The sequence below is a fragment of the Chthonobacter albigriseus genome, from assembly GCF_013839445.1.
Classification (GTDB): Bacteria; Pseudomonadota; Alphaproteobacteria; order Rhizobiales; family Pleomorphomonadaceae; genus Chthonobacter; species Chthonobacter albigriseus.
Map to the genome: position 1 here is coordinate 206,188 of NZ_JACDIT010000005.1, position 25,811 is coordinate 231,998.

The 25,811-nt window shown below is 67.5% G+C and carries 26 protein-coding genes; 14 read left to right on the forward strand and 12 right to left on the reverse strand.

All coding sequences use genetic code 11. The features are described 5' to 3' along the window. Positions 1 to 11: 11 nt before the first annotated feature. A complete protein-coding gene (locus tag HZ321_RS14885; protein WP_181703171.1) occupies positions 12 to 659 on the reverse strand; it encodes a Rieske 2Fe-2S domain-containing protein in 648 nt (215 codons plus the stop codon). 200 nt (positions 660 to 859) lie between these two features. Beyond that, the gene (locus HZ321_RS14890) at positions 860 to 1,156 is read right to left on the reverse strand and encodes an acylphosphatase (RefSeq protein WP_181703172.1); all 297 of its coding nucleotides are present in this window, start codon (positions 1,154 to 1,156) and stop codon (positions 860 to 862) included. 126 nt (positions 1,157 to 1,282) lie between these two features. On the opposite strand from HZ321_RS14890, the gene HZ321_RS14895 reads away from it, so the two are divergent. The 3 genes from HZ321_RS14895 (at position 1,283) to HZ321_RS14905 (ending at position 4,774) form a co-directional block, all read left to right on the forward strand. After that, on the forward strand, positions 1,283 to 1,651 hold the full coding sequence (locus tag HZ321_RS14895; protein WP_244635886.1) for a c-type cytochrome: 369 nt from the start codon (positions 1,283 to 1,285) through the stop codon (positions 1,649 to 1,651). Positions 1,652 to 1,830: 179 nt separating this feature from the next. After that, a complete protein-coding gene (locus HZ321_RS14900; RefSeq protein ID WP_181703173.1) occupies positions 1,831 to 2,154 on the forward strand; it encodes a PilZ domain-containing protein in 324 nt (107 codons plus the stop codon). A gap of 172 nt (positions 2,155 to 2,326) precedes the next feature. Then, positions 2,327 to 4,774: a GcvT family protein gene (locus tag HZ321_RS14905; protein ID WP_181703174.1), complete on the forward strand. Its 2,448-nt coding sequence runs from the start codon at positions 2,327 to 2,329 to the stop codon at positions 4,772 to 4,774. A 9-nt stretch (positions 4,775 to 4,783) separates the two neighbouring features. On the opposite strand, the gene HZ321_RS14910 is transcribed toward HZ321_RS14905, so the two are convergent. Next, positions 4,784 to 5,215 carry a cupin domain-containing protein gene (locus HZ321_RS14910; RefSeq protein ID WP_181703175.1) on the reverse strand — a complete coding sequence of 144 codons (432 nt, stop codon included), beginning with the start codon at positions 5,213 to 5,215 and terminating at the stop codon, positions 4,784 to 4,786. 283 nt (positions 5,216 to 5,498) lie between these two features. On the opposite strand from HZ321_RS14910, the gene HZ321_RS14915 reads away from it, so the two are divergent. The 8 genes from HZ321_RS14915 to HZ321_RS14950 all read left to right on the forward strand — a co-directional run bounded on the left by HZ321_RS14915 (position 5,499) and on the right by HZ321_RS14950 (position 13,324). After that, the gene (locus HZ321_RS14915; RefSeq protein WP_181703176.1) at positions 5,499 to 6,449 is read left to right on the forward strand and encodes a sugar-binding transcriptional regulator; all 951 of its coding nucleotides are present in this window, start codon (positions 5,499 to 5,501) and stop codon (positions 6,447 to 6,449) included. 189 nt (positions 6,450 to 6,638) lie between these two features. After that, entirely contained in the window at positions 6,639 to 7,952 is a 1,314-nt protein-coding gene (locus HZ321_RS14920; RefSeq protein WP_181703177.1) for an ABC transporter substrate-binding protein, read from the forward strand. A 148-nt stretch (positions 7,953 to 8,100) separates the two neighbouring features. Next, complete coding sequence (locus HZ321_RS14925) at positions 8,101 to 8,973, forward strand: carbohydrate ABC transporter permease (protein WP_181703178.1); 873 nt, start codon at positions 8,101 to 8,103, stop codon at positions 8,971 to 8,973. A 2-nt stretch (positions 8,974 to 8,975) separates the two neighbouring features. Continuing rightward, positions 8,976 to 9,806 (forward strand): carbohydrate ABC transporter permease, encoded by an 831-nt coding sequence (locus HZ321_RS14930; protein WP_181703179.1) that lies wholly within the window; start codon positions 8,976 to 8,978, stop codon positions 9,804 to 9,806. A gap of 8 nt (positions 9,807 to 9,814) precedes the next feature. Then, positions 9,815 to 10,816 carry an ABC transporter ATP-binding protein gene (locus HZ321_RS14935; RefSeq protein ID WP_181703180.1) on the forward strand — a complete coding sequence of 334 codons (1,002 nt, stop codon included), beginning with the start codon at positions 9,815 to 9,817 and terminating at the stop codon, positions 10,814 to 10,816. Continuing rightward, positions 10,813 to 11,583, forward strand: coding sequence for an L-iditol 2-dehydrogenase (locus HZ321_RS14940; protein ID WP_181703181.1), 771 nt, complete (start codon positions 10,813 to 10,815; stop codon positions 11,581 to 11,583). The genes HZ321_RS14935 and HZ321_RS14940 overlap by 4 nt, the downstream gene beginning before the upstream one ends. A gap of 40 nt (positions 11,584 to 11,623) precedes the next feature. Then, positions 11,624 to 12,397: an SDR family NAD(P)-dependent oxidoreductase gene (locus HZ321_RS14945; protein ID WP_181703182.1), complete on the forward strand. Its 774-nt coding sequence runs from the start codon at positions 11,624 to 11,626 to the stop codon at positions 12,395 to 12,397. Between the two features lie 63 nt (positions 12,398 to 12,460). Beyond that, a complete protein-coding gene (locus HZ321_RS14950; protein ID WP_181703183.1) occupies positions 12,461 to 13,324 on the forward strand; it encodes an SDR family oxidoreductase in 864 nt (287 codons plus the stop codon). Positions 13,325 to 13,366: 42 nt separating this feature from the next. Here the strand turns inward: HZ321_RS14950 and HZ321_RS14955 are convergent, their stop codons facing one another. Next, positions 13,367 to 13,702, reverse strand: a complete 336-nt coding sequence (locus HZ321_RS14955; RefSeq protein WP_181703291.1) for a hypothetical protein — start codon at positions 13,700 to 13,702, stop codon at positions 13,367 to 13,369. Positions 13,703 to 13,862: 160 nt separating this feature from the next. Between HZ321_RS14955 and HZ321_RS14960 the strand changes: the two genes are divergently transcribed. Beyond that, entirely contained in the window at positions 13,863 to 14,261 is a 399-nt protein-coding gene (locus HZ321_RS14960) for a flagellar basal body rod protein FlgC (RefSeq protein ID WP_181703184.1), read from the forward strand. A 14-nt stretch (positions 14,262 to 14,275) separates the two neighbouring features. On the opposite strand, the gene HZ321_RS14965 is transcribed toward HZ321_RS14960, so the two are convergent. The 6 genes from HZ321_RS14965 to HZ321_RS14990 form a co-directional block, all read right to left on the reverse strand. Next, a complete protein-coding gene (locus HZ321_RS14965; protein WP_181703185.1) occupies positions 14,276 to 14,503 on the reverse strand; it encodes a hypothetical protein in 228 nt (75 codons plus the stop codon). Between the two features lie 123 nt (positions 14,504 to 14,626). Then, entirely contained in the window at positions 14,627 to 14,932 is a 306-nt protein-coding gene (locus HZ321_RS14970; protein ID WP_181703186.1) for a hypothetical protein, read from the reverse strand. Between the two features lie 217 nt (positions 14,933 to 15,149). After that, the gene (locus HZ321_RS14975) at positions 15,150 to 15,392 is read right to left on the reverse strand and encodes a DUF2188 domain-containing protein (RefSeq protein ID WP_181703187.1); all 243 of its coding nucleotides are present in this window, start codon (positions 15,390 to 15,392) and stop codon (positions 15,150 to 15,152) included. A gap of 123 nt (positions 15,393 to 15,515) precedes the next feature. Continuing rightward, the gene (locus HZ321_RS14980; RefSeq protein ID WP_181703188.1) at positions 15,516 to 17,987 is read right to left on the reverse strand and encodes an O-antigen ligase family protein; all 2,472 of its coding nucleotides are present in this window, start codon (positions 17,985 to 17,987) and stop codon (positions 15,516 to 15,518) included. Between the two features lie 84 nt (positions 17,988 to 18,071). Beyond that, entirely contained in the window at positions 18,072 to 19,034 is a 963-nt protein-coding gene (locus HZ321_RS14985) for an NAD-dependent epimerase/dehydratase family protein (RefSeq protein WP_181703189.1), read from the reverse strand. 138 nt (positions 19,035 to 19,172) lie between these two features. After that, positions 19,173 to 20,336 (reverse strand): GumK N-terminal domain-containing glycosyltransferase, encoded by a 1,164-nt coding sequence (locus tag HZ321_RS14990; protein WP_181703190.1) that lies wholly within the window; start codon positions 20,334 to 20,336, stop codon positions 19,173 to 19,175. 171 nt (positions 20,337 to 20,507) lie between these two features. On the opposite strand from HZ321_RS14990, the gene HZ321_RS14995 reads away from it, so the two are divergent. Continuing rightward, positions 20,508 to 21,632, forward strand: a complete 1,125-nt coding sequence (locus HZ321_RS14995) for a glycosyltransferase family 4 protein (protein ID WP_181703191.1) — start codon at positions 20,508 to 20,510, stop codon at positions 21,630 to 21,632. Here HZ321_RS14995 and HZ321_RS15000 read toward each other — a convergent pair. Then, the gene (locus tag HZ321_RS15000; RefSeq protein ID WP_181703192.1) at positions 21,605 to 22,105 is read right to left on the reverse strand and encodes a hypothetical protein; all 501 of its coding nucleotides are present in this window, start codon (positions 22,103 to 22,105) and stop codon (positions 21,605 to 21,607) included. The two genes, HZ321_RS14995 and HZ321_RS15000, sit on opposite strands and share 28 nt — an antisense overlap. Then, entirely contained in the window at positions 22,095 to 22,958 is an 864-nt protein-coding gene (locus HZ321_RS15005; protein WP_181703193.1) for a hypothetical protein, read from the reverse strand. The genes HZ321_RS15000 and HZ321_RS15005 overlap by 11 nt, the downstream gene beginning before the upstream one ends. Before the next feature lie 379 nt (positions 22,959 to 23,337). On the opposite strand from HZ321_RS15005, the gene HZ321_RS15010 reads away from it, so the two are divergent. Next, positions 23,338 to 25,806 carry a GNVR domain-containing protein gene (locus tag HZ321_RS15010; RefSeq protein WP_181703194.1) on the forward strand — a complete coding sequence of 823 codons (2,469 nt, stop codon included), beginning with the start codon at positions 23,338 to 23,340 and terminating at the stop codon, positions 25,804 to 25,806. Positions 25,807 to 25,811: the final 5 nt, after the last annotated feature.

Here is a 25,811-nt window from a genome sequence, read left to right on the forward strand (position 1 = left end):
CGGTCTCCGGGTCAGGCGGCTGCGAGGGGTGCCACACCCTCGGCGATGCGGCGGAAGTTCTCGCTCCAGGCGGCCGCCGCGAGGCGCGCCGGTCGGTCGGCTTCGCCCGACATGGCGATGTGGAGCGTGGTGCGGGACCGGTCCATCGGATGAAGGGCGACAAGCAGCGCCGGGCCGCCGGGCAGGTCGATGTGGTTCAGGCGGTCGGGTCCCGTAGCGACGGGGAGTTGCGCGACGATCGTCTCCATCGGACGCTGGATGGTAAGGCTGCGGACCGGGGTCGCCGGGGGCAGTTTCGGCGCGGCGATGTCGCCAGACCCCAAGCGCACGAAGACAAACCCCCCGGTCTCGGCGCAGGCGTAGGCGTTGGCGCAAATGGTGCGCGGAGGAGTCAGGTCCGGGTGGGCGGGGATGGCGGTACAGGCGGCGTCGGTGTCGAAGTGCCAGCCGTGGTAGAGGCAGGCGAGCTCTTCGCCGCGCACGAAGCCGAAGGAGAGGCGCATGCCGCGATGCGGGCAGCGATCCTCCCAGGCCTGGAGCACGCCGGACGCGCTACGCCAGAGCACGATCTCTTCCCCATCGAGAAGAACAGGAACAGCCGTCGAGGGCTCGACGTCGACCGCCAAGGCAACAGCGGTCCACTGATCGGTCACCTGCATCAGATCCACGTCCTCCCGCTGCCCAGGAAATAGGCATACGCCTAACGCCTGATCTTTATGCCTACCGTGTTTTTCGCTCGGACCGAAGGGGCTCAGGCGCGCTTGCCCACCGATATCCGTGGCGCCCGAACCCTGAAACCCGGACGGTCAGCCAGGTTCCGGAGAGGGTTAGCAAGACTGACGCCAATCGACCGGTCCGATCAGGAGGTGTCGCGAAGGCTGAAGCCGGGGCCGATCCCGTTTGGCTCGACCGGGGTGACGGAGACATCCTCGACGAGGCAGTTCACCGGGCCGAGCAGGCAGGCCACCTCGAGCATGTCGATCAGCGCGTCGGGTCCGCTCAGCACTACGCGCACCGAACCGGACGGGGCCGGTGCCGCCCAGCCGTCGAGGCTGAAGCGGCGTGCGCGGTCCTCCACGAAAGCGAGGAAGTCGGCGCCGAGATCGCGCCCGGTGAAGACCAGTTCGGCGGTGGACCAGCGACCATTGGCGATCAAGCGAGGCTACCTCGGCAAAAAATGAGCGGCTGAGGGGAACGGTAGGGCGGGTTCGGGCGCTTGTCGATCGTGGGCGGGAGCCGAGGCGTGCAAGGACGTGCGCCGCAGAGACTGGGATGAGCGACCATGATGACGAGGATTCTTCTCGCCGCGGCGCTGACGATGGTCGCCGCACCGGTGCGGGCCGCAGACGGTCAGCTGCTCTACAACAACCTGTGCCGCACCTGCCACGCCGTTCAGCCAGGCGACCACCGGCTCGGGCCGAGCCTTGCCGGGGTGCATGGCCGCAAGGCGGGGTCGGCCGAGGGCTTTCCCTATTCGGCGAGCATGAAGGGCGCCGACATCACCTGGACCGACGAGACCTTGGACGCGTTCCTCACCGACCCGGACGCGGTCGTCAGCGGAAACGGGATGAAGCCGTTCGGCGGTATCGCCTCCGAAGAGGAACGCAGGAGCATCGTGGAATACCTGAAGACACTTCCCGCAGAAGGATGAGAAGTCCCCGAGGAACGGCCTGGGATTGCAGCTCCTCCAGAAGTAGTTGTCAGTCTGATGTGCGCATTTAACAATTCAATGTTTTAACGTCATCTTTTCGATTGTTGATCATGCTGGATCGCAAGGGGGTGTTGGCGGGACGGCGAACGCGCCGCCCGGTCAGCTGGTTGGGATCCGCCATGAGCGAGTCATACGAGGGGCCGGAAAGCCGATCCGCGAAGCGCATCCCCTGCCAGTTGCGAGCCATCGCCTATGCCAAGGGCAAGCCGCTGACCTGCACCATCACCGATATCAGCGTGCTGGGCTGCCGGCTGCGCCTGCCGTCTTCGGAAAGCGCGGCCTACCTGCAGCAGTCGATCCTGGTCGACGTGGTGGACTGTGAGCTCCTCGTCTACGGCGATGTCGTCTGGCGGCGCAACCGCGATGTCGGGGTACGCTTCGACCTCAAGCGCAAGGTGCACTCCAGCAAGGCCGCGATTCGAAGCAAACGTGGCGCGGTGTGATCTCCTGGCCATCCATGCTACCTCAACGGCACAAGATGCCACAGAACGCTGTGGATTCTCGTTGACGGCCCGGGCGAATTGGCCCGACACTTCGGAGGTGGCCGAAGCATCGGCCGTGGGCTTGCCGCGTCGGATCGGGCCGGGCGGCATGCGATCATTCAGGTGAACCCAGATGGGTCATTTCCCGGGCCAGGCCGAGATCGTCATCATCGGTGGCGGCATCGTCGGAGCGTCCACCGCCTACCACCTGGGGAAGCTGGGGCGGCGCGACGTGCTGCTCTTGGAGCGGCACAAGCTGACATCGGGATCGACCTGGCATGCCGCCGGGCTGGTGGGACAGCTCCGGTCCAGCGCCAGCATCACCCAGCTGCTCGGCGACTCCGTCCGCCTCTACCAGAAGCTTGAAGCGGAGACCGGGCTGGCCACCGGCTGGAAGATGAACGGCGGCCTCAGACTCGCCTGCACGCCGGAGCGCTGGACCGAGGTCAAGCGGCAGGCGACCACCGCGCACTCGTTCGGGCTTGAGATGCACCTTCTCTCCCCGCGCGAGGCGCTCGCGCTGTGGCCGCTGATGGACGTGTCCGACGTGATCGGTGCGGCCTTCCTGCCGACGGACGGACAGGCCAATCCCAGTGACATCGCACAGTCCTTGGCCAAGGGCGCCCGGATGCACGGCGTCCGGATCCTGGAGGACACGGAGGTCACCGGTATCGAAGTGCGCGCCGGGCGGGTGGCGGCGGTGCTCACCGACCAGGGGCGGATCGCCTGCGAGACGGTGGTCAACTGCGCCGGACAGTGGGCCCGCGAAGTCGGCGCTTTGGCCGGGGTGAACGTTCCGCTCGTCTCGGTGGAGCACCAGTACATGGTGACCGAGGCGATCGAGGGCGTGACGCCGAACCTGCCGACGCTGCGCGACCCGGACCGGCTGACCTACTACAAGGAGGAGGTGGGCGGGCTGGTGATGGGCGGCTACGAGCCCGATCCGAAGCCATGGGCGGTTCAAGGCTTTCCGAAGCCCTTCGCCTTCGAGCTGCTCCCCTCGGACTTCGACCATTTCGAGCCGATCATGGAGCTTGCGCTCGGCCGCGTACCGGCGCTGCAGACGGCCGGCGTGAAGCAGCTGATCAACGGGCCGGAGAGTTTCACGCCGGACGGCAACTTCATCCTCGGCGAAGCGCCGGAGGTGCGGGGCTTCTTCGTGGGCGCCGGGTTCAACGCCTTCGGGATCGCATCGGGCGGCGGCGCGGGCAAGGTGCTGGCCGAATGGGTGGCGGCCGGAGAGCCGCCCTACGATCTCTGGCCGGTGGACATCCGCCGGTTCGGTGCAGGGCATTCGATTGTCAGTTGGGTCCGCAGCCGGTCGCTGGAAGCCTATGCCCGCCATTACGCGGTGGCGTGGCCGAACGAGGAGTTCTCCGCAGGCCGGCCGCTCCGGCGATCGCCGCTCTACGATCGGCTGAAGGCGAGCGGCGCGGTGTTCGGGGAAAAGATGGGCTGGGAGCGCGCCAACTGGTTCGCGGCGCCCGGCGAAGCGGCGGCCGACGTGCCGAGCTTCGGGCGGCCGAACTGGTTCGGCGCGGTGGCGCGGGAACACGCGGCCGCACGCGAGCGGGTGGCCGTGTTCGACCAGTCCTCCTTCGCCAAGTTCAGGGTGAGCGGGCGCGACGCGGAGGTGGCGCTGTCGCAACTTTGCGCCGGCGACGTGGCCGGACCGATCGGGCAGCTGACCTACACGCCGATGCTGAACGACCGCGGCGGCATCGTCTGTGACCTGACGGTGGGGCGGCTCGGGGCGGAGGACTATCTGCTGGTCGCGGGCACGGCCTGCGCGACGCATCACCTGGATTGGATCCGGCGGGCACTGCCGGCGGGGCTCGATGTCCGAGCAGAGGACGTGACGTCGGCCTATGCGGTGTTGAGCCTGATGGGCCCGGATGCGCGCCAGGTGCTGGAGCAGGTGACGCCGGACGACGTTTCCAACGAGGGGTTCCCGTACCGAACGCTGCGGCGGATCGCCGTGGCGGGTGCGCCGGTGCTGGCGCTGCGGGTGTCCTACGTCGGCGAGCTCGGCTGGGAGCTGCACATTCCCGTGGAGTTCGCGCTGACCGTCTACGAGGCGTTGACCGACGCCGGCCGGGCGTTCGGGATCGCCAACGCGGGGTACCGGGCGATCGAGAGCCTGCGGCTGGAGAAGGGCATGCGCGCCTGGGGGGCGGACATCGGTCCCGACCACACGCCGCTGGAGGCAGGGCTGGGGTTCACGGTGAAGCTCAAGTCGGGCGTGCCGTTCCGGGGACGCGGGGCCATCGAGGCGCAGAAGACGGCGGGCGTCGGCAAGGCGATGGCGCTGTTCACGCTGGACGATCCGGACGTGATGCTGTTCGGGCGGGAAACGATCTACCGGAACGGCGAGCGGGTAGGCTGGCTGTCGAGCGGTGGCTTCGGGCACACGGTTGGCAAGCCGATAGGCCTCGGATACGTGCGCCGCGCGGACGGCGTGGCGGACCGGGCGTATCTCTCAGAGGGCCACTATGAGCTGGAGGTCGCAACGGCGCGGGTGCCGGCGCGGCTGCATCTCAAACCGCTGTGGGACCCCGGTTCCGAGCGGCCGAGGGCGTGACCGGGGCCGTCAGCCGATCCGGCCTGCGAGAAGCGCCTCCAACTGTGGCAGCAGCACGACGCTCTCCTGCTCGTTCGGGTCGGTGCGGGCGATGAGGGCGGTGCAGGTCTCCGTGTCGCTCGGATTGTAGGGAAGATGCGGGACGTTGGCCGGGATGTAGAGGAAATCGCCGGCGCGGACCTCCATGTGGTTCTCCAGGCTATCGCCCCAGTACATGCAGGAGGTGCCGGAGAGGGCGTAGATCGCCGTCTCGTGGCCCTCGTGCTTGTGCGCCTTGGCGCGGGCCTTGGGCGGGATGGTGACGATCTGCAGATGGATGGCGCGGGCGCCGACGCTCTCGGCGGAGATGCCGGGATTGTAGGTGAGCGCCTGCTTGCCGACGAAGGCATCGCCGGCGCGGACGAGGCGGCAGACGGGAGTGGCGGTGGTGTCGCTGGGCATCGATCGGATCCGGTGCGGGTGACGCGCCGTCCAGCAGCGCACCGCCGGGGCGGGGAAGTCAAGGGGATGGCAAAGGCTTTTCCGAGCGGGCTTGAGCCTTTGCTCAGGAGTACGTAATTTGTTCTTCCAGGTCGCTCGGGTCCGATCGTCATCCGGGCTGGCGCGACGGGCTGCGACGGCAAGCGGCAGGCTGGTCCTCCGGATGCCGATGGCGCTTCGGGCCGGGTGCGGTGTAACAGGTCGGTGGACGTGGCGGGACAGCCGGCGGGGACGGGTCGAGAGGATGGCACAGGACAGCGAAAAAGCCCGACTGGACGACGCGGCCCGCGCAGGCTGGCTCTATTTCGTGGCCGGCAACACCCAGGATGAGATCGCGCGCAAGCTGAACGTCTCGCGGCCGACGGCGCAGCGGCTGGTGTCGCTGGCCATTTCCGAGCGGCTGATCACCTTCCGTCTGGAACACCCGATCGCCCGCTGCATGGAGATGGCCGCGCGGCTGGCGGAGCGGTTCGGGCTCGTCCACTGCGAGGTGGCGCCGTCCGACCCGGCGACCGAGACCGTGACGATCGGGATCGCGGAACTCACCGCGGCCTTCATCGAGGGGCGTCTCAAGTCGGACAAGCCGGTGATCCTGGCGATCGGCACTGGTCGCTCGCTTCGGGCCGCGGTGGACCAGATCCAGCCGATGAAATGCCCGCACCACGAGCTGGTCTCGATGGTCGGAAACATCACCCCCGACGGATCGGCCAGTTTCTTCGACGTTCTGTCCAAGCTCGCCGACCTAACGCAGGCGCGGCACTATCCGATCCCGCTGCCGCTGATGACCTCCTCGGCGGAAGAGAAGAGCCTCCTGCTCGGACTCGGCCCGGTGCGCCGCGTGCACCAGCTGGCGGAGAAGGCCGACGTGACGCTGGTCGGCATCGGCCACGTCGGGGTGGATGCGCCGCTGTTCCTCGACGGGTTCATCAGCCGTGAGGAGGTGATCGAGTCGATGCGGCTCGGCGCCGTCGGCGAGATCTGCTCCTGGTGCTTCGATGCGGAGGGGCGGATTCTGGAAAAGGGCTTCAACGCCCGGATCACCAGCGTGCGCCACCAGGTTCCGCCGCCGGGACTGAAGGTCGGCGTCGCCGCCGGACGGGTGAAGGTGCCGGCGATCCGCGCCGCGATGGCCGGGCGGATCATCAACGGTTTGATCACCAACGAAGAAACGGCGGAGTTGCTGCTCGGCAGTTGAGCATCGCTCCAAGCGACCCCGCTCCATCTCCGCGGCGCACCCTCCGAACACATCCTCCCCGACCTGATCCATGCACCGTTCGTGTTGCTTCGCAGCATCGAATACGGCTTGACACGTATGCGCACATTTGTGAGCTTCTGATCACTGTAAGAGCAGTTGCTCATTGCAGGTCTCTGGGAGGAGAGTCCAATGAACAAACACTTCGCCGCCCTGATGGGCGCGGCATCCATGCTCGTGGCCGCGCAGGCCATGGCGGAAACCAAGCTCACCATCGCGACCGTCAACAACGGCGACATGATCCGGATGCAGGGGCTGACGGAGGACTTCACCGCCAAGAACCCCGACATCACGGTGGAGTGGGTGACGCTGGAGGAGAACGTGCTCCGGCAGAAGGTGACCACCGACATCGCCACCAAGGGCGGGCAGTTCGACGTGCTGACGATCGGCACCTACGAGGTTCCGATCTGGGCCAAGAAGGGCTGGCTCATGCCGCTCGACAATCTTGGCGATGACTACGACGTGGACGACCTGCTGCCGGCGATCCGGGCCGGGCTGTCGCAGGACGGCAAGCTCTACGCCGCGCCGTTCTACGGCGAGTCGTCGATGGTGATGTACCGCAAGGACCTGTTCGAAAAGGCCGGCATCACCATGCCGGACGCGCCGACTTGGGAGTTCGTGGCGGATGCCGCCCGCAAGATCACCGACAAGGACGGCGAAGTCTACGGCATCTGCCTGCGTGGCAAGGCCGGCTGGGGCGAGAACATGGCGTTCCTGACCGCCACCGCCAACTCGTTCGGCGCGCGCTGGTTCGACGAGAACTGGGTGCCGCAGTTCGACCAGCCGGAATGGAAGAACACGCTCGACTTCTACGTCAACCTGATGAAGGACGCCGGTCCTCCGGGCGCCTCCTCCAACGGCTTTAACGAGAACCTCGCGCTGTTCAACTCGGGCAAGTGCGGCATGTGGATCGACGCCACCGTGGCGGCCTCCTTCGTGACCAACCCGAAGGAGAGCATGGTGGCCGACAAGGTCGGCTTCGCGCTCGCCCCGGACAACGGCCTCGGCAAGCGCGGCAACTGGCTCTGGGCCTGGTCGCTGGCGGTGCCGGCGGGCAGCCAGAAGGTGGAAGCGGCGGAGAAGTTCATCGCCTGGGCCACCGGCAAGGGCTACACCGAACTGGTCGCCTCCAAGGAAGGCTGGGCGAACGTGCCCCCGGGCACCCGGACCTCGCTCTACGAGAACCCGGAATACCAGAAGGCCGCGCCCTTCGCGAAGATGACCATCGACAGCATCAACTCGGCCGATCCGACCAAGCCGACGGTCAAGCCGGTGCCCTACACGGGCGTGCAGTTCGTGGCGATCCCCGAGTTCCAGGGGCTCGGGACAACGGTGGGCCAGCAGTTCTCCTCGGCGCTCGCCGGGCAGACCACGGTCGACGAGGCGCTCGCCTCGGCGCAGGCGATCGCCACGCGCGAGATGACCAAGGCCGGCTACATCAAGTGACCTGCCGATCCTGATCGGACCGGCTCCCAAGGGGTCCGATCATTCTCGCCACCCGGCCTCCCCGCCGGGTGGCGGCTCTCCCTTCGGCCTTGCCCGGCGGCGAGGCCGCCACACGCCCATTCCTTGCACGCCTGCAGCGGGAAGACCCATGTCCACGCGCGAAACCCGGGCGGTCGGCCGCCTGCTCGTCGCTCCGTCGGTGATCCTCCTGTTCCTGTGGATGATCGTGCCGCTGGCGCTGACGATCTACTTCTCGCTCCTGCGCTACGACCTGCTCAACCCGGGCATGGAAACCTTCGCCGGGCTGGACAACTACTACTGGTTCCTGACCGACCCGGCCTTCTCCACGGCGCTCGCCAACACGCTGATGCTGGTCGGCGCGGTACTGGTGATCACTGTTGTCGGCGGCACGCTGTTCGCGCTGCTGCTGGACCAGCCGGTGTTCGGCCAGAAGGTGCTGCGGCTGATGGTGATCGCGCCGTTCTTCGTGATGCCGACGGTGAGCGCGCTGGTCTGGAAGAACCTCCTGATGCACCCGGTGAGCGGGTTGTTCGCCTGGATCGCGAACTCGTTGGGCCTGACGCCGGTGGACTGGTTCGCCGAGGTGCCGCTGCTGTCGGTGATCCTGATCGTCGCCTGGCAGTGGTTGCCGTTCGCCACGCTGATCTTGCTCACCGCGCTGCAGTCGCTCGACGAGGAGCAGAAGGAGGCGGCGGAGATGGACGGCGCTGGAGCGATCCCCTTCTTCTTCTACATCGTGCTGCCGCATCTCGCCCGGCCGATCACGGTGGTGATCCTGATCGAGACGATCTTCCTCCTCACCGTGTTCGCCGAGATCTTCGTGACGACCGGCGGCGGGCCGGGCCTGCAGACGACCAACATCGCCTTCCTCGTCTATGCGCAGGCGCTGCTGCAGTACGACGTGGGCGGAGCCTCGGCCGGCGGCATCGTCGCGGTGGTGCTCGCCAACATCGTCGCCTTCTTCCTCGTCCGGATCATCGGCAAGAACCTGGAGGCCTGACGATGGCGCGCAAGCAGACCCTCACCAAGCGGATCTCGGTCACGGCGCTGGCGTGGCTGTTCAGCGGGGCGATCTTCTTTCCGATCTACTGGATGGTGATCACCAGCTTCAAGACGGAGCTCGCCGCCTTCTCGACGCCGCCGACATTCCTGTTCTTCGACTGGACAATCGAGAACTACGAGACGGTGCAGACGCGCAGCAACTACCTGCACCACGCCATGAACTCGGTGATCCTGGCCGGCGGGTCGACGCTTCTGGCGCTCCTGATCGCGATCCCAGCAGCCTGGGCGATGGCCTTCGCGCCGACCGACCGGACGCGCGGCACGCTGCTCTGGATGCTCTCCACCAAGATGATGCCACCGGTCGGCGTGCTGGTGCCGATCTACCTGATCTACCGCGACTTCGGGCTGCTCGACAGCCGCATCGGCCTCGTCATCCTGCTCTGCCTCGGCAACCTGCCGATCGTGATCTGGATGCTGTTCACCTACTTCAAGGAGATCCCCAAGGACATCCTGGAAGCGGCCCGCATGGACGGGGCGACGGTGACCAAGGAGATCATCTACGTCCTGGCGCCGATGTCGCTGCCGGGGATCGCCTCCACGCTGCTTCTCAACGTGATCCTCGCCTGGAACGAGGCGTTCTGGACGCTCAACCTCACCACTTCGGACGCGGCGCCGCTGACAACCTTCATCGCGTCCTACTCCAGCCCGGAAGGGCTGTTCTGGGCCAAGCTGTCGGCCGCCTCCACCCTCGCCATCGCCCCCATCCTGATCATCGGCTGGTTGAGCCAGCGGCAACTCGTCCGCGGTCTCACCTTCGGCGCCGTGAAGTGAGAACTCCCATGGGCAACATCAGACTAGAAGCGGTCCACAAGGCGTTCGGCGGGGTGAACGTGATCCCCGGCATCGACCTCGACATCGAGGACGGGTCCTTCGTGGTGTTCGTCGGCCCGTCGGGCTGCGGGAAGTCCACGCTGCTGCGGCTGATCGCCGGGCTGGAGGACGTGACCTCCGGGCGGATCTTCATCGACGGGGCGAACGTGGTCGACCTGCCGGCGGCCAGGCGCGGGCTCTCCATGGTGTTCCAGTCCTACGCGCTCTATCCGCACATGAGCGTGCGCAACAACATCGGTTTCGGCCTGAAGATGGCCGGCCAGCCGAAGGACGAGATCAAGCGGAAGGTGGAAGCCGCCGCCGCGAGCCTCAACCTGACGCAGTATCTCGACCGCAAGCCCGGGCAGCTCTCCGGCGGGCAGCGCCAGCGCGTGGCGATCGGCCGGGCGATCGTTCGGGAGCCAAAGGCGTTCCTGTTCGACGAGCCGCTCTCCAACCTCGACGCGGCGCTGCGCGTCAACATGCGGCTGGAGATCGCGAGCCTGCAGAAGAAGCTCGGCACCACGGCCATCTACGTCACGCACGACCAGGTGGAGGCCATGACCATGGCCGACAAGATCGTGGTGCTGAACGCCGGCAACGTGGAGCAGGTGGGTTCGCCGATCGAGCTCTACGAGCGGCCGGCCAACCTCTTCGTCGCGGGGTTCATCGGGTCGCCGAAGATGAACCTGATCACCGGGGCGCCCGCCTCCAGCCTCGGCGCGGAGACGATCGGCGTGCGGCCGGAGCACCTCGTCGCAGCACGCGACGGCGAGGGGTGGAAGGGCAGGATCGCGGTCGCCGAGCATCTGGGCAGCGACACGTTCCTTTACGTGGAGGTGCCGGGCGTCGGCACGCTGACGTCGCGGACCGTCGGCGAACTCGGCTTCAAGGCCGGCGAGTCGGTGGTCCTGATCCCCGACGCCAAACGCATCCACCGCTTCGACAAGACCGGGAAGGCGATCCGATGAAACTCAAGGACAAGGTGGCCGTGGTCACCGGCGGCGCGCGCGGCATCGGCCGGGCGATCGTGGAGCGCTACGTCGCCGAAGGCGCGATCGTGGCGATCGCCGACGTGCTGACGGCGGATGCCGAGGCGCTGGCGGCCATGCTGGGCGACCGGGCCTTCGCGGTGCACCTGGATGTCACCTCGACGGCCAGCATCGAGGCGATGGTGGCGGCCGTGACGGATCGGGCCGGCGGCATCGACATCCTCGTCAACAACGCCGCGATCTTCGATATGGGGCCGCTGCTGGATGTGACGGAGAAGAGCTGGGACAGCCAATTCGCGGTCAACACCAAGGGCCTTTTCTTCACCCTGCAGGCGGTCGCCCGGCAGATGGTCGCCCAGGGCCGCGGCGGCAAGATCGTCAACTTCGCTTCTCAGGCGGGGCGGCGGGGCGAGGCGCTGGTTGCGGTCTACTGCGCATCGAAGGCGGCGGTGATCTCGATCACCCAGTCGGCGGGTCTGGCGCTCATCCAGCACGGCATCAACGTCAACGGCATCGCGCCGGGCGTTGTGGACACGCCGATGTGGGACCACGTCGACAGCCTGTTCGCGCGCTACGAAAACCGGCCGCTCGGCGAGAAGAAGCGGCTGGTGGGAGAGGCCGTCCCCTTCGGGCGCATGGGCCTGCCGGAGGACCACGCGGGCGCGGCGGTTTTCCTGGCCTCCAGCGACGCCGACTACGTGGTGGCGCAGACCCTCAACGTCGACGGCGGCAACTGGATGAGCTGACCGCCGCAAGAGAACTGACAGGCAGCTTCGGGAGGCAGACATGTATCTGGAAAAGTTCAGGGTACCGGGCCGCGTGGCGCTGGTGACGGGTGGCGGACGGGCGATCGGTCTCGGCTGCGTGGAAGCGCTGTCGGAGGCGGGCGCCAAGGTGGTGATCGCCGACTTCGACGCGGCGACGGCCGAAGCCGGCCGCGACGCGATGAAGGCCAAGGGCTACGACGTCGAGATCGCGATCATGGACGTGACCAAGCCCGACCAGGTGACGGCGGTGGCCGACGACGTGTTCGCCCGGCATGGCCGTATCGACATCGTGGTCAACAACGCCGGCATCGCCCGCTCGGAGACCCCCGCGGAAACGGTGACGGACGAGCACTGGCTCAACGTCATCGACGTGAACCTCAACGGGGTGTTCTGGTGCTGCCGGGCGTTCGGCAGGCACATGCTGAAGCAGAACTCCGGCTCGATCGTGAACATCGGATCGATGTCCGGCTTCATCGTGAACAAGCCGCAGGAGCAGAGTTACTACAACGCCTCCAAGGCCGGCGTGCACCACCTCACCAAGTCGCTCGCCGCCGAATGGGGCGCGCGGGGCGTGCGCGTCAACGCCGTCGCGCCGACCTATATCGCCACGCCGCTCAACGAGTTCGTCAAGTCCAAGCCGGAGATGTACAAGGCCTGGCTCGACGGAACGCCGATGGCGCGCCTCGGCGAAATCGAGGAGATCGCCTCCGTCGTTTTGTTCCTCGCTTCCGACGCGGCAAGCCTGATGACGGGCTCCATCGTGCTGGTCGACGGCGGCTACACCTGCTGGTGATGCAGGGAACCTCACGGGCTTTCCGGACTTTTGGGGCATCCCCCAAGAGACGGAGCGCCCGTGATGACCGACGAGAAGCGACCCCAGCCGCCGCAGCCGGAACAGAGCCAGCAGCCACCGGGTACGACCGATGCGATGACGCCGCGGCCGGACCACGGCGAAGAGACGTACAAGGGTTCCGGCAAGCTCGCAGGCAAGGCGGTGCTCATCACGGGCGGCGACAGCGGTATCGGGCGCGCGGTGGCGATCGCCTTCGCGCGCGAGGGTGCCGACCTCGTGATCTCTTACCTCAACGAACACGATGACGCCCAGGAGACCGCCCGCTGGGTGGAGAAGGCCGGGCGCCGCGCGGTGACCGTCGCCGGCGATGTCTCGGAGGAGGCGAACTGCCGGGAGCTGGTGGAGCGCACGCGTGCGGAATTCGGCAAGATCGACATCCTCGTCAACAACGCCGCCTTCCAGCGCACGCACGAGAAGCTGGAGGAGATCAGCGCGGAGGAGTGGGACCTCACCTTCCGCACCAACATCCACAGCATGTTCTACCTCTCCAAGGCCGCGGTGCCGCACATGGCGCCGGGCAGCGCGATCGTGAACACAACCTCGATCAACTCGAAGGACCCGTCGCCGAATCTCCTGGCCTACGCGACGACGAAGGGTGCGATCGCCAACTTCACCGTCGGCCTTTCCGGGCTGCTGGCCGACCGCGGCATCCGCGTCAACGCGGTGGCGCCGGGCCCGATATGGACGCCGCTCATTCCCTCGACGATGCCGACGGAGAAGGTGAAGAGCTTCGGGGAGAACACGCCGCTCGGCCGCGCTGGCCAGCCGGCGGAACTTGCCGCGGCCTTCGTGCTGCTCGCCTCCGACGACGGCAGCTACATCACCGGGGCAGTGCTGCCGGTGACCGGCGGACGACCGATGCTCTGAGGTCTGCGGCGCCGGTGGGGACCACACCACCGGCGCATCGTCTCAGGCGAAGAGGAGCAGGGCCGCGAACAGGCCGACGATGCAGATCACCGCGCAGATCATCAGCGTCGGGCCGGCGTTCGGGTTGGCCAGCCCGTAACCTTCACCGGCGATGGTTCGACCCGACTCGTCGGAGGTGGCGGGTGCCGTGATGCCGGACCGGCGGACCTCGTGGGACGCGGCCTCGCGCACCGCCGCGGAAGAGGGCGGGGCGCCGGCGGCCTCGTCGTCGGTGCCGAGCGGGGAGGCGGCCGGATCGGGGGAGCCGACCTTTGCCCCAGTTCGGCCGCGGTCGATCTCATGGCGCAGGCGCGACGTCGTTTCCACGGGTTTGGCCATGTCGGCTCTCCTTGTTCGGCGAGAGGTCAACGGCGCAGCCGTGCGCTTGTTCCGACAGACGGTGCAAGCGCGGGGCATTGCATCAAATCGTCGGAACCGCGGGAACCGGTGACTAACGGGTCCGAGCGCATGATCGCTGCCGAGAACGGGGCAACGTGTCATGTCGATCACCGCGGTCAGGACGTCACTTTCCGGGATGATGGCCGCGGGCAAGCGGCTGGAGGCCGCCGCGTCGAACATCGCCAACCTGCGCACCACCGGCCCGACGCCCGACGACGCGGGAGAAACGTCGGCCTATCGACCGGTGGCGGTGGCGCAGGCGGATACTTTCGGAGGCGGGGTTTCCGCGACGCTGGTGGCGCGGAACCCGGCATTCGAGCTGCAGTATTCTCCCGACGATCCCGCCGCCGACGAGGCCGGGATGGTCGCCGCGCCGGCCGTGGATCTCGCCAGCGAAATGGTCGACGTGCTGCAGGCGCGGATCGGCTATGCGGCTTCCGCTAAGGTGATGAAGGTCGCCAACGAGATGACGCGCACCGCGATCGACACGCTCGCCTGACGCAGGGCCGAGGCCTACTCTCCCTCCACCTTCACGGTCGGAACCTCGACGGTCCTCTTCTCCGTGGTCACTTCCACGTCGCGCACGCCGACGTCGATGTCGGGGAGCTTGCCGGTGTCCTCCACGCTGACGTTGACGTCCGGCAGCCGTCCGGCGTCGTTGACACGGATGTCGAGGACGAACCAGGCGCCCACGGCGACCAGGGCGAGAAGAACAAGGGTGAAGAGGGTGCCTGCGCGCATCGTGTTTTCTCCATCAGAAAGGATCTGTCGGAGAACGTCGGGCAGGGGTGTCCGTTCCGATGGAACCGCGAAGCCTGGTAAACGCAAACGGGTGCGGTGCAGTGAGGCCGCAGGAGGACCGGCTCAGTGCTCCTGATCTTCCTTGTCGAGACCGCAGCTCCATTCCGGCATGTACTCGCCATAGCCGTCGGGAGCGAGGATTTCGGAGAGATCGCCGTGCCGATGCTTCAGGCGGGCGACTTTCTTGGCGGTTTGCAGCGCTTCGTCCCGGTCGCCGCAGGGAATCTCGCACATATCGTCCGCGCGAACGATCCAGCGGTCGGGCAACTCGTCGACGTAGTAGCGATGAACCGGCATCCGCGCCTCGACCTCAGGGGTAAGGGAAGATGCGATCAGAATAGCTGACAGGGAAGTTTGTGCGATGCACAAGAATGTCGCACCCGTATGACGACGTCAGCGGTGTTGCAGCTGGGCATCATCCGTGCCACGGCCCGCCGCACGGAGCCTCCGGAGGACGCTCCGCCGGCAAGCCGTGTCGGGACCTTCAACGGACCGTCGCGCGGACTGACAGACAATGCACAAGGCCTAGCCGGAGAAGATTAAGGAAGTCTGTGACGGACCCCGCCCATACTTGCTGGGGTCTGGATCAGTCGGCCACGACATCCGCATCCGGACGGTCGGTGCCTTTGACCATCTCCGTGACCCACCGCCCCGCCGCGTCCTGGTAGAAGACCTGGACGTCGTCGCCGGGTTGATGCTGCTCGGCCGCTACCCGCCGGGCGGCATCGTAGGCGTCCTCTCGGCTGTCGAACGTCTCGGAGAAGCTGTCGCCGAGCTTATAGGCCCAGCCGCCCATGTGCTCGACGATACGGTAGTGCAGATCGCCCATCAGCGCCTTCCTTGGTCGTTGTCGTTCGGAGGTCTGAGACTAGTCCGTCGGGCGCTTGGTGCCTATGCGGAGTTTCTCCGAGTTTCCGACAACGAGGCTGGCCGGCGCCGGGTTCCCAGCCGATCAGAGGCGCGGCCGCGGGAGCTCGATCCCGTGCCTTGCCATCCAGCGCGCGCGGTCGTAGCTCGCCTCGCGGCCGACCTCGGCGATATAGGGGAGGGCGTCGGGCGGCAGCTTGTCGACGATCTTGCGGGTGTCCTTCAGGTCGATCCGCAGCATGGCGACCCGCAGATCGTGCATGAAGGAGGCGCGCGCGGCTTCGTAGTGGACGCGGCGGGCGGTGCTCCAGAACTCCAGGCGCGCGTAGATGGCTGCGGGTTCGTAGGGGGCGTTGCGCACGGACAGCGCCATCAGGCGCGCCATGCGCTCGGGGTTGTCGGCGATCACGTTCTCCACCATCGCAAGACGAGCCCAGGCGTCGCCGTTGGTGGGGTTGCAGGCGAGGCTGTGGCGGAGCACGGCGCGGGTGTCGTCGAGCGCCTTGGCCCAGCGGTCGTAGTCCTTGGCTTCGTCCTGGAGCTGCAGGTGGGCGAGCTGGACGATCATGGCGGGGCGGGCGACCGTCGGCCGGCACGAGGTGGTGCCAGCTTGCACGGCCCCGGCGGCGAACTCGGCGATCACCTCCGGCGGCACGAGGCTGTCGCGCCAGAGCGCGTCGGAGAGCTTGCGCAGGCTGGCGGTGCGGCCGTCCTCCAGGAAGCGGGTGCCGGCGTGCCAGGCCAGAAGCAGGCAAAGTGCGACGCCGATGGCCCGAGCGAGTGCGGTGAAGCGGGGAGGCGGCTTCGTCGGCGTTGGCACAGGCGCGGCGTCGGGCGCGGGGTCCGCGGTCTTGGGTGCTGGATCCGCAGGGGCCGGCGCCGGCTCCGGCTCCGGCCGCTTCGTGTCGGCGGCCGCGGTCGAAATCAGCGCGTCCAGGTCGGCATCGGTGATCGCGGTCCCGGAAGGGGCGGTTGGGGGATCCTGCGGGGAACGCTCGGCGGCGAGGCGGGCGGCTTCGGCCGCGGCGATCGCCCGGCGCGACACGTCGCGAACCGGCTTGGGCGTGCCGGGTGAGCGGGCGACCGCCTTGCGCTCGTGCTCGGCGCGAAACCCCGTCTCGCCGAGGGCGGCGCCTGCGGTCGCGCCGAGTACGGCCGCGACGAAGACCGCCAGGCCGTGGATCTGGAGCGAGAAGTCGACGAGGCTGTGAAGGGCGACCAGGACCGTCACCGACAGGCCCGTGGCGCCAGCCCAACGGTACCGTCGGCGAACGATCAGGCCGCGCACATAGGCCGCGCCCAGGCCGAGCACCACGGCCAGCGCGATCACCGGGAACATCCATCCGAGGCCGAGGCCGCCCTCCAGGAAGACGTTGTGGGCGCGGTTCCAGATGCCCGTGATGGGGCAGAGGATGGGGCGGATCGAGGGGAAGTAGACGTCGAAGGTGGCAAAACCGGTACCGAACGGGAGGTTGTCCTCCACCGCGTCGGCGAGCACCGGGAAGACGCAGAAGCGCGGGTCGCTGGTGCCCTGGACCTGCATGCGCATGACGGCCCGGCCACCGAAGACCAGGAACACGAGGGCCAGGACGAACCACGAGATGGCCGAGCCGAACAGCCAGTGCCGACGCCTCTGCGGCAGCACGGTCTTCAGCGGCGGCGGCTTGCCGGATCCGATCTGGAGCAGCGGCAGAAGCACGGCGCAGGCGCCCACGGTGGCCGCGATGCCGCCGCGCGACAACGTGAGCAGCAGCGCCATCACGCTGACGACGAACGGGATGCACTGGTAGGCGAACCGCTTTTCCGCTGCGCGCAATCGGTTGTGCGGCTCGAAGAAGCGGATTGCGAGGGATCGCCAGTCGATGTCGCGCGCGGCTACGGCGAGCAGGCCGATCTGCAGGACGACGGCCACGCCCAGCAGCGTGGCGGTGGTGTTTCGGTTCACGAACACCGAGGTGATGCTGTCGAGGTAGACGTATTTCGGGGAGGTCAGCACCAGCTTGGGCGTGAGGAAGCGCTGGACGAGGCCGAGCACGGCGAGCGCGGTGCCGAGCGTGGCGAGCGTGCGGAGGATGCGTTCCGCGGCTTCGTCCGTGCGGGCGAGGAGGAGCGCCATCAGGAAGACGGCAAAGGGCGCGGCGAGCGGGCCGATGCCGTCGAGGCTCTGCGCCGGGGCGATCGAGACGGCCGGCGCGAGCGGTCCAAGATAGGGTGCGGCGTCCTGGAAGATCGCCGGCGCAAAGGCGCCGGACAACGCGGGTGCAGCCTGCCAGCCGATGTAGGCGGTGGCCAGCACGGCGACGAGGGCGGCGATGCGCCCCGTCCAGACGGCATGCGGATTCTCGCCGAGGCTGACGACCACGACGGCGGTGGCCACAGCGATCAGCGTGGTGGAAAGGCCGAGCGCGACCGGTGTGACCGAGCCGAACGGGACGAGCGCCACGAGGACGACCGCGTAGAGCAGGTGGCGCAGGCGGGACGGCGGTTGGAGGGCTTCGGGCATCACTGAGGTACGGTGCGGGTCCATGGCCTCACCGGAAAAGATGCGAGGCGGCATGGTGCATCTTCTAGTGTGGTTTCCCCCGCGAGGGAATCCGTCTCATCTCAAGACCAGCGGACCGCCCCGCCTGTGTCTCGGTGGTCAGTCGAAGCGGCCGTCGCTGTCGGCGGCCCAACGGTCGAGGGCGCTCGGCAAGCGGCCAGCCGTGGCCTTGCCTTCATGGGTCAGCCAGCCCGGGACCACGTCGGTGGACCGGATCAGCTTGGTGACCCGGTCGGGATGGATGCCGAGACCCATGACGGAGAAGGGTCGCAGGGCGGACGCCGCGCCGGTGACGGCTTGGCGGGGCACCATGACGGTGCGCGCTTTGGTGAAATGGCGCGCGCGGAACGCCTCGACGATCTGCTCAAGGGTATAGCGGTCGGGGTAGCAGCCGTTGAAGAGCACGAAGCGGCGCTTCTGGTCGTGCGCGTATTGGATCGCCTCGACGAGGTCCTCCACGTAGAAGCATGCCTTGATGGTGTCCTTGCGGCCTGGATAAACGAACACGCCGCGCTTCATCAGCTTGGCGAGGCGCGTGAAGTTGCCGCCTTCGCCCAGTCCGAAGATGACCGCCGGACGGCAGATCACCAGCCGGCGCTGCGGCGCGCGGTCGAGCCAGGCGCGGTGGATCCGCTCGGCGAGGAACTTCGACCAGCCGTAGGCCGAAACCGGCGCGGGAGGCGTTTCCTCGGTCTTGGTGTCCTCGCCCGGTCCATAGACCGAGATGGAACTGGTGAAGACGATATCATCGACGCCGTGACGCTCGGCCAGAGCGGTGACTTCCGCGGCGCCGAGTACGTTGGTCTCGTAGTACTCCGGATCGGGATGCCCCGGCGTCGTGTGGACGGCGGCGAAATTGTAGATGGTCTCGATCGGCTGTTCGAACGCGAGGGCCGAGAGATCGCGGACGTCGGCCTTGATGTAGGTGACGCCGTCGACCGGCCGCTTCGGGTCGCGGCGGTCGATGCTGATAAGATCGCGGCCGCCCTCCCGCTTCAGGCGGCGAAGCAGGTGGGTACCGATGAAGCCGGCTCCGCCGACCACAAGGATTGCTTTGTTCAAGACCCGGCACTCCCGGTGAGGCCTCTGGAATTGACGGACCGGTTTTCACTGGAAATGATCGGTCCGGCTTCCTTATCGCAGATGCTCGTTAAGGAATCCGGCAGTTTTCCCGCCGGACGGCTGGCCCTCGGGCCCCGTTCACGCCGGCTCGGGGCGGCGACGCGGCGCGTCCCCTTCGGCGGATGGCAGAGCCGTATCGGAAAACGAATCCGGATCCAAGATGCGATCGGCGACCTCTCGCCAGGAAAGGACCGGCGGCGGCGGGATCGGACCGGCGCCGAGGGCGGCACGGATCGCGGCTCCGATCGAGGCGGCGTCGCCGGGAGTGTAGCCGAATCGCGACCCGGCATGCCGGCCGACCACGAAGTCGGGGCAGACGGCCGGCAGGCCGAAACAACCGAACTGCATCAGCTTCATGGAGGTGTCGGCGAGATAGTAGGGAGCGTTCGCCCGGGCATAGGGAGCGATGCCGAAGCGGGCATGCCGGATGTAGGCGAGGGTGTCGGCGTAGCGCATCTCCGGGTACCAGCGGACCCGGTCTATCCGCGGGGGGCGAGCGACGCCGGCGCCGATGACGTGGAAGGTCACCTCGGGCGCGACCTCCGACGCCAGGCGGAAGAAGTTCGTGTCGAACAGCATCGATCCGACCGAGACGGCGTCGATGCCGCCTTCATAAGGGTTCGGACCGACGACCGCGTCGGGATCGAGGTCGAGACCATGCGGGACGAAGACCGAGCGGGGCATTCCCGCCGGCATCGACCGGGCGAGCAGCGGGGACGGCAGCACGGCGTAGTCGAAGAGCGGCGCGACGCGCTCCAGCTCGCCGATGACGAAGGGATCGATGGCGATGGTCGCAAGGTCGTCGGAAACGAGGTAGACGAGCCGGGCCTTCGGATTGGCCCGGCGCAGCGTCTCCACAAAGAGCACCCCGACGCCGGATTCCACGATGATGGTGTCGGCGCGCTCCGCCATATCCGTCAGCGCCGCCGGGGCGGCGGCCTGATAGCGACGGAACCAGACGTCCATCAGGCCGCGCAGCACTGGGCTGCGCAGGCTGCCTGGGTGGACGGCGGTCTGCCAGAGAAAGCAGTCGACCCCATCGTGCCGGACCACGGTGTTGGCGACGAGGCCCTGGCAGAGGCGCGGGTCGCGGCCGCGGATCCGCGACATCAGGCTGAAACCGGCGGAGAACATGGCGACGTCGCCGCTCGCCTTCAGCGCGTCGGCAATGAAATGGACGTTGACCTTGCGCCGGGTGCGGTGGTCATGGGCGGTCACCAACAGGAATCGTCTGCCGTTCATCCGGTCCGAACTCGTTTCGCGGCCCCCACAGCCGAACCTGCTCTAGGACATGTCGCGGGTTTTTGCGACCGCTTCGTCGGGATGGCTGCATCGCGGCCGGCTTGCCTTGACGCTGCCGCACCCGGGTACTACCGCCAGACCGGTTGGCGCGTCCAGGCAAGCGGGTGAGGGATGACGAGCGGTTCGGGAGAAAGGGTCGTCGCGATCGACGTGCGGATGTGGCGGAACTCTGGCATCGGGGTGCATCTGCGCAACATCGTGCCCCGGCTGGTGTCGGCGCGGCCCGACTGGACCTTCAGGCTTATCGCCGGCCCCTCGTTCGACGAAGTTCCGGACGGACGGATCGAGGTCCGGACGATTTCAGCCGGGATCTACTCGGTGCGCGAGCAGGTGGAGGTGGCGCGCGCGGCGGCAGGGGCGGCCGTGGTCTGGTCGCCGCACTACAACGCGCCGATCCTGGCGCCAGCGCCTCTGGCGGTGACGATCCACGACGTGTCCCACCTGGTTGTCCAGCAGGGGTTCGGCGTCGCCAAGAAGCTCTACGCCAAGGCGCTGTTCGCCGCGGTCCGTCGGCGGGCGAGTGCGCTGATGTTCGTCTCGGACTTCTCGCGCCGGGAGTTTTCCGACGTGGTCGGACCGCCGCGCCAGCCGACCTTCCTGACGCCCAACGCGGTCGGCGAGGCGTGGCTCGCGGCCGGTGCCGGAGGGCCGCCGCCGCGGTCCGGACGCTACGCTGTGGTGATCGGCAACCTGAAGCCCAACAAGAACCTGCCGCGGCTGATGACGGCTTTTCAGGCAGTGGCGGCGTCGAGCGACCTCGATATGGTGGTGATCGGCCGCCGGGACGGGCTGCTGACGGGCGACGAGGGCGTGGCGGCTGCGGCTGCGGCGCTCGGCGACCGGGTGCAGTTCACCGGCTTCGTGTCCGACACGGCGCTGGTCGACTGGGTGCGCCACGCGACCTTGCTGGTGATGCCCTCCTACCATGAAGGGTTCGGAATCCCGCCGCTCGAGGCGATGGCGGTGGGTTGCCCGACGGTGGTTTCGGACATCGGCGCGCACCGGGAATCCTGCGGCGAGGCGAGCCTGTTCGTCGATCCGGCGAGCCCGCAGGACATCGCGCGCGGGATCCTCGCCGTTGCAGGCGATCCGGCCTTGGCGGACGACCTGAGGCGACGCGGCCGCGTTCAGGCGCGGCGGTTCACTTGGGATGCCTCGGCGGAGACTGTGGCGGAGGCGCTGGAGGGGACGATGGCGGGCCGGCACGCTCAGCCGGCGAAGCCACCTCGGCGGTAGGCGGCCCGGCCCATCTCGCTCCACGGCAGGCCGGCGATGTCGCATCCGGGCTGGTGGATGGTGACCAGGATGGGTTCGAACCCGATGGACTCGTCGAAGATCCAACGCGCCCGGTTGAGGTAGTCGCGCGTGGTGGCGGCCATCTTCGGGGCGGTGGTATGGGTGGCGCCGTCGAAGACATAGGTGGCGCTCCATCCCGGCGGGACGATCTTCTGAACCAACCGGTCTTCCGCACCGACCAGGTTGATCACGCCGGCGAGCATGTCGCAGCCTTCGCCTCGCCAGGCTTCGATGCCGAGCGGAACCTTGTCGGGCAGCGGAAAAGGTTCGAAGCCTGCGGTCTTCAGAAAGGCGTCGAGGCGCGCTGCGGATTCGGCGCGCTCCGGGACGCTCGGGGTGCCGCCGGTCGATATCTTGACACCCAAGGTGGCTGCGATCGCCAGGAGGGCGGCGGCGTAGAGCCTAGCGCGCATGGCGGCGGGCTCCGATGGCGCAGATCGCCACGACGGCGACGATGATCAGGTAGTTCGCCACGGTCTGTCCGACCGGTCCGTGCAGCAGATCGTAGCTCTCCGGATAGGCGCCGATCAGCGTCATGCGCAGGGTGTTGATGAAAACGACCGCCCCGGCGGCGGCCATTACCCAGAGGATGTTGGACGGGCGCCAGCGGCGTTGATTGACCTGGGTGAACACGGTCCAGCACAGCACCGACAGCGAGATGTTGGCGAAGGACGAACACTCCTCCAGGATCTGCAGATAGCCGCTCTGGCCGGGTATCCCGACCAGATTGCCGTTGCGATCGGTGCCCAGGATGTTGGAGACGAGGAGGGCGTCGAACGACAGGAAGGCGTCGTTGAAATAGGCCATCAGCCGCCGGCCCCAGAAGATGGGGATGGTGGCCGCCGCCATGATCCAGGCGGCGCGCGTGATGGGAGTCCCCCGCTCGCCGGTCATGATCAGAAGACCGGAGAACGCGAACAGGGCGAGGCTGGCGAACTGGGGAATAGGCAAGGCGGAGACAGCGACGGTCGCCAGGGCGGCGGCGGCTTCGAAGGGTCGTACGTCGTGGCGCGAATCACCCAGCGCCAGCGTGACGGCGAAGTACAGCGCCGCCCAGAGGATGGCGCTGATGCCGAAGGTGTTCGCCAGCGCCGATCCGATGCCCTTGACGACGATCTCCTCGGCCGCGATCCCGTAGATGGCGTTGACGAAGGCGACCAGGAAGGCCAGCGCGAACAGCTCGCCGCGCTTCAGCACCCAGCGCGACGCCGACCGCCCGTCGGAGGCGAATCGCAAGCCGGACGGGCTCTCGGTTGAGACGGTCATGAACAGCCTTTCTGGCTCTTTTTCAGGCGATTCGGTGTCGGTCCCGGTGGGTCGCCGGGGAGATTGCCACGTCGGGGATGCCGCAGCAAAGCGGCCGATTTCGGGCCGGATCCGGCGAGCGCGTTCGGCAATTCACGTGAAATCCAGCTATTCCGGCCGCCGCCGCATTGTCGCCATAGGCCTTGGCGACCCTTAGCGTTGTGCGCCGCCCACCAATCACCTATGGTCCGATACATGGATCGTTAGTGGTTCGTGTCGCGGCGACGGTCGAGCCAGGATGGCGGCGGCTTTTTGATTCTCGGGTTACGGTCACCTGGACAGGCGTGACGCCATGCGTCAGCGCTGCCCGATTCCGTCCAGACGAGCACAGAGGGCGTGGATGCTCAAGGAAGTCGATCCCCTGGACTATGGCGATCAGGCGTCGGATCTCGGCGAGCAGTCCGGCGCGCTCGACCTGTCGCGTATCCAGGCGGCCGCGCATCGTCAGCTGAAGGTGGTGGGGCTGCTCGGCGGCGTCGGGCTGCTGGCCGGGCTCGCCTATGCCTTCACGGCGGTACCCCAGTATACGGCGACTGCGACGCTGCTGATCGACGGCCAGAAGGCGGGCGCGGTGCAGGACCTGGCGAATGGCGCGCCGTTCATGTTCGAGTCGGCGGCGGTGGACAGCCAGGTGGTGGTGCTGCGGTCCGAACGCATCGTCGTCAACGTGATCCAGCGGCTGAAGCTGCTCGACCGGCCGGAGTTCACAGAAGCCAAGCCCAGCGTGCTCGGCCGGGTGACGGGGGCCGTGGGCGACGTGTTCGGGGCGGTCGGTTCCGTGTTCGGAGAGGGCCCGGAGATCCCGCAGCAGGTCAAGGACTACGTGACGCTGCGTGCGGCGGTCTACCGGTTGCTGGGCAACCTGGAGGTCAATCGCGTCCAGCGCACCTATGCGATCGAGATCTCGTTCACGTCGCCGGACCAGAACCTTGCGGCGCAGATCGCCAATGCCTTCGGCGAAGCCTACATGGAGGACCAGCTCGGCTCCAAGTTCGACGCGACCAAGCGCACGGGCCAGTGGATGCAGAGCCGCATCCAGGAGCTGAAGCAGCAGGCGCTCACCTCCGACATCGCCGTGCAGCGCTACAAGGCGACCGAGAACCTCGCGTCGTCGTCCGGCCAGCTGCTGGACGACCAGGCGCTGTCGCAGCTCAGCGCGCAGCTGGTCTCGGCCCGATCCGACAAGACGCTCGCCGACGCGAAGTACCGGCGCATCCGGGCCATCATCGACAACCAGGAAACGGAGGCGGCGATCGCCGAATCGATCGCCAACCCGGTGATCACGGATCTCCGGTCGAAGTATCTGAAAGCCTCCAAGCTGAAGGCGGACATCGCCCGACGGTTCGGCGAGGGGCACAGCCAGGTGGACAACCTGGACAAGGACATGGGCGAGTACCAGCGGCTGATCTTCGAAGAACTCGGCCGGATCGCCCAGAGTCTGCAGAGCGATGCCGATATCGCCGAAGCGCGCGTCCGTTCGCTGGAGGAGCAGCAGGCGACGCTGACAACCCAGTCGTTCGGCAACAACCAGACGCTGGTGAACCTGCGCGAACTGGAGCGCGAGGCGGAAACCTACGACACGCTCTACCAGGAATTCCTGCGGCGCTACCAGGAAACCATCCAGCGCCAGTCCTTCCCCGTCTCGGAGGCGCGAATCATCACGCCGGCGGCCATTCCGCTGGCTCCAAGCGCACCGCGCACGGGCTTCATCGCCCTCGGCTCGCTGATCCTCGGCCTGTTCGCCGGGGCCGGCGTCGGCGTGATCCGCGAGTTGCGCGATCGCGGCTTCCGGTCCACCGAGCAGGTCATCTCCAGTCTTGGCCTGGAGCCGCTCGGCCTGCTGCCGATGCTGTCCAGCGACGGCGGGCTCGCCGACACGACGAAGATGGATACCGGGAGAAAGCTGCCGCTTGTCGGCGACCTGATGGCCCGGTTCCGCAAGACCGGCGCCGCCGCCCAGCGCGGACGGCTCGGCACGCAGACCGCCGTCACCCAGCGGCCGCGTTCGCCCTCGCGCAACACGCGTGGGGAGCCGCACGGCACGGCGGCGGTTCCGCTGCGGCAGGGCGAGCAGCCCTACCGGGTGATCGAGCGGATCCTGCCGATCATGGCCGCGTCGCTCGACAGCCTGCAGTCGCGCTTCGCCGAGGTGCTGCGCTCCAGCAAGGTCGCGATCGACATCGCGACGGTCGACCGGCGGCCGAAAGTGATCGGCGTCGTTTCGCTCTATCCGAACGAGGGCAAGTCGACGGTCTCCAAGAATCTCGCCAGCCTGATCGCCCATACGGGCGCATCCACGCTCCTGATCGACGCGGATTTGCGCAACCCCGGGCTCAGCCGGTCGGTGGTGCCGGAGGCCGATATCGGCCTCGTTGAGGTGATCCTCGACGGAATCCCGGCCCGCGAGGCGATGTATGTGGAGACCCAGTCAGGGCTTCATCTGCTGCCGACGTCCGACCGCCAGTCAGTCACCCATTCCAGCGAACTGCTGTCGTCTCTGGCCATGCGCAACTTCCTGGTCAACGTCGGACGCGACTACGAGTACCTGATCGTCGACCTACCACCGATGGGGCCGGTGGTGGACGCGCGCGCGGCCTCCGCGCTGTTCGACGGGTTCGTGCTGGTTGTCGAATGGGGCAAGACGCCTCGTTCGACGGTGCGAAACACGCTGCGCAAGGAAGCGGACATCCGCCGGAAGACGATCGGCGTCATCCTCAACAAGGCCGACCCGGGGCGGTTGAACTTGTATGAGGAATACGGTTCGATGGGCTACTTCGATATCCACTACGATCGCTACTTCAAGAATTAATACAA

Excerpts from the sequence above, each read along its gene's own strand:
- HZ321_RS14885 (WP_181703171.1), bottom strand. The coding sequence starts at position 659 with ATGCAGGTGACCGATCAGTGGACCGCTGTTGCCTTGGCGGTCGACGTC.
- HZ321_RS14895 (WP_244635886.1), top strand. The coding sequence starts at position 1,283 with ATGATGACGAGGATTCTTCTCGCCGCGGCGCTGACGATGGTCGCCGCA.
- HZ321_RS14900 (WP_181703173.1), top strand. The coding sequence starts at position 1,831 with ATGAGCGAGTCATACGAGGGGCCGGAAAGCCGATCCGCGAAGCGCATC.
- HZ321_RS14905 (WP_181703174.1), top strand. The coding sequence starts at position 2,327 with ATGGGTCATTTCCCGGGCCAGGCCGAGATCGTCATCATCGGTGGCGGC.
- HZ321_RS14910 (WP_181703175.1), bottom strand. The coding sequence starts at position 5,215 with ATGCCCAGCGACACCACCGCCACTCCCGTCTGCCGCCTCGTCCGCGCC.
- HZ321_RS14915 (WP_181703176.1), top strand. The coding sequence starts at position 5,499 with ATGGCACAGGACAGCGAAAAAGCCCGACTGGACGACGCGGCCCGCGCA.
- HZ321_RS14920 (WP_181703177.1), top strand. The coding sequence starts at position 6,639 with ATGAACAAACACTTCGCCGCCCTGATGGGCGCGGCATCCATGCTCGTG.
- HZ321_RS14925 (WP_181703178.1), top strand. The coding sequence starts at position 8,101 with ATGTCCACGCGCGAAACCCGGGCGGTCGGCCGCCTGCTCGTCGCTCCG.
- HZ321_RS14930 (WP_181703179.1), top strand. The coding sequence starts at position 8,976 with ATGGCGCGCAAGCAGACCCTCACCAAGCGGATCTCGGTCACGGCGCTG.
- HZ321_RS14935 (WP_181703180.1), top strand. The coding sequence starts at position 9,815 with ATGGGCAACATCAGACTAGAAGCGGTCCACAAGGCGTTCGGCGGGGTG.
- HZ321_RS14940 (WP_181703181.1), top strand. The coding sequence starts at position 10,813 with ATGAAACTCAAGGACAAGGTGGCCGTGGTCACCGGCGGCGCGCGCGGC.
- HZ321_RS14945 (WP_181703182.1), top strand. The coding sequence starts at position 11,624 with ATGTATCTGGAAAAGTTCAGGGTACCGGGCCGCGTGGCGCTGGTGACG.
- HZ321_RS14950 (WP_181703183.1), top strand. The coding sequence starts at position 12,461 with ATGACCGACGAGAAGCGACCCCAGCCGCCGCAGCCGGAACAGAGCCAG.
- HZ321_RS14955 (WP_181703291.1), bottom strand. The coding sequence starts at position 13,702 with ATGGCCAAACCCGTGGAAACGACGTCGCGCCTGCGCCATGAGATCGAC.
- HZ321_RS14960 (WP_181703184.1), top strand. The coding sequence starts at position 13,863 with ATGTCGATCACCGCGGTCAGGACGTCACTTTCCGGGATGATGGCCGCG.
- HZ321_RS14965 (WP_181703185.1), bottom strand. The coding sequence starts at position 14,503 with ATGCGCGCAGGCACCCTCTTCACCCTTGTTCTTCTCGCCCTGGTCGCC.
- HZ321_RS14975 (WP_181703187.1), bottom strand. The coding sequence starts at position 15,392 with ATGGGCGATCTGCACTACCGTATCGTCGAGCACATGGGCGGCTGGGCC.
- HZ321_RS14980 (WP_181703188.1), bottom strand. The coding sequence starts at position 17,987 with ATGCCGCCTCGCATCTTTTCCGGTGAGGCCATGGACCCGCACCGTACC.
- HZ321_RS14990 (WP_181703190.1), bottom strand. The coding sequence starts at position 20,336 with ATGAACGGCAGACGATTCCTGTTGGTGACCGCCCATGACCACCGCACC.
- HZ321_RS14995 (WP_181703191.1), top strand. The coding sequence starts at position 20,508 with ATGACGAGCGGTTCGGGAGAAAGGGTCGTCGCGATCGACGTGCGGATG.
- HZ321_RS15000 (WP_181703192.1), bottom strand. The coding sequence starts at position 22,105 with ATGCGCGCTAGGCTCTACGCCGCCGCCCTCCTGGCGATCGCAGCCACC.
- HZ321_RS15005 (WP_181703193.1), bottom strand. The coding sequence starts at position 22,958 with ATGACCGTCTCAACCGAGAGCCCGTCCGGCTTGCGATTCGCCTCCGAC.
- HZ321_RS15010 (WP_181703194.1), top strand. The coding sequence starts at position 23,338 with ATGCTCAAGGAAGTCGATCCCCTGGACTATGGCGATCAGGCGTCGGAT.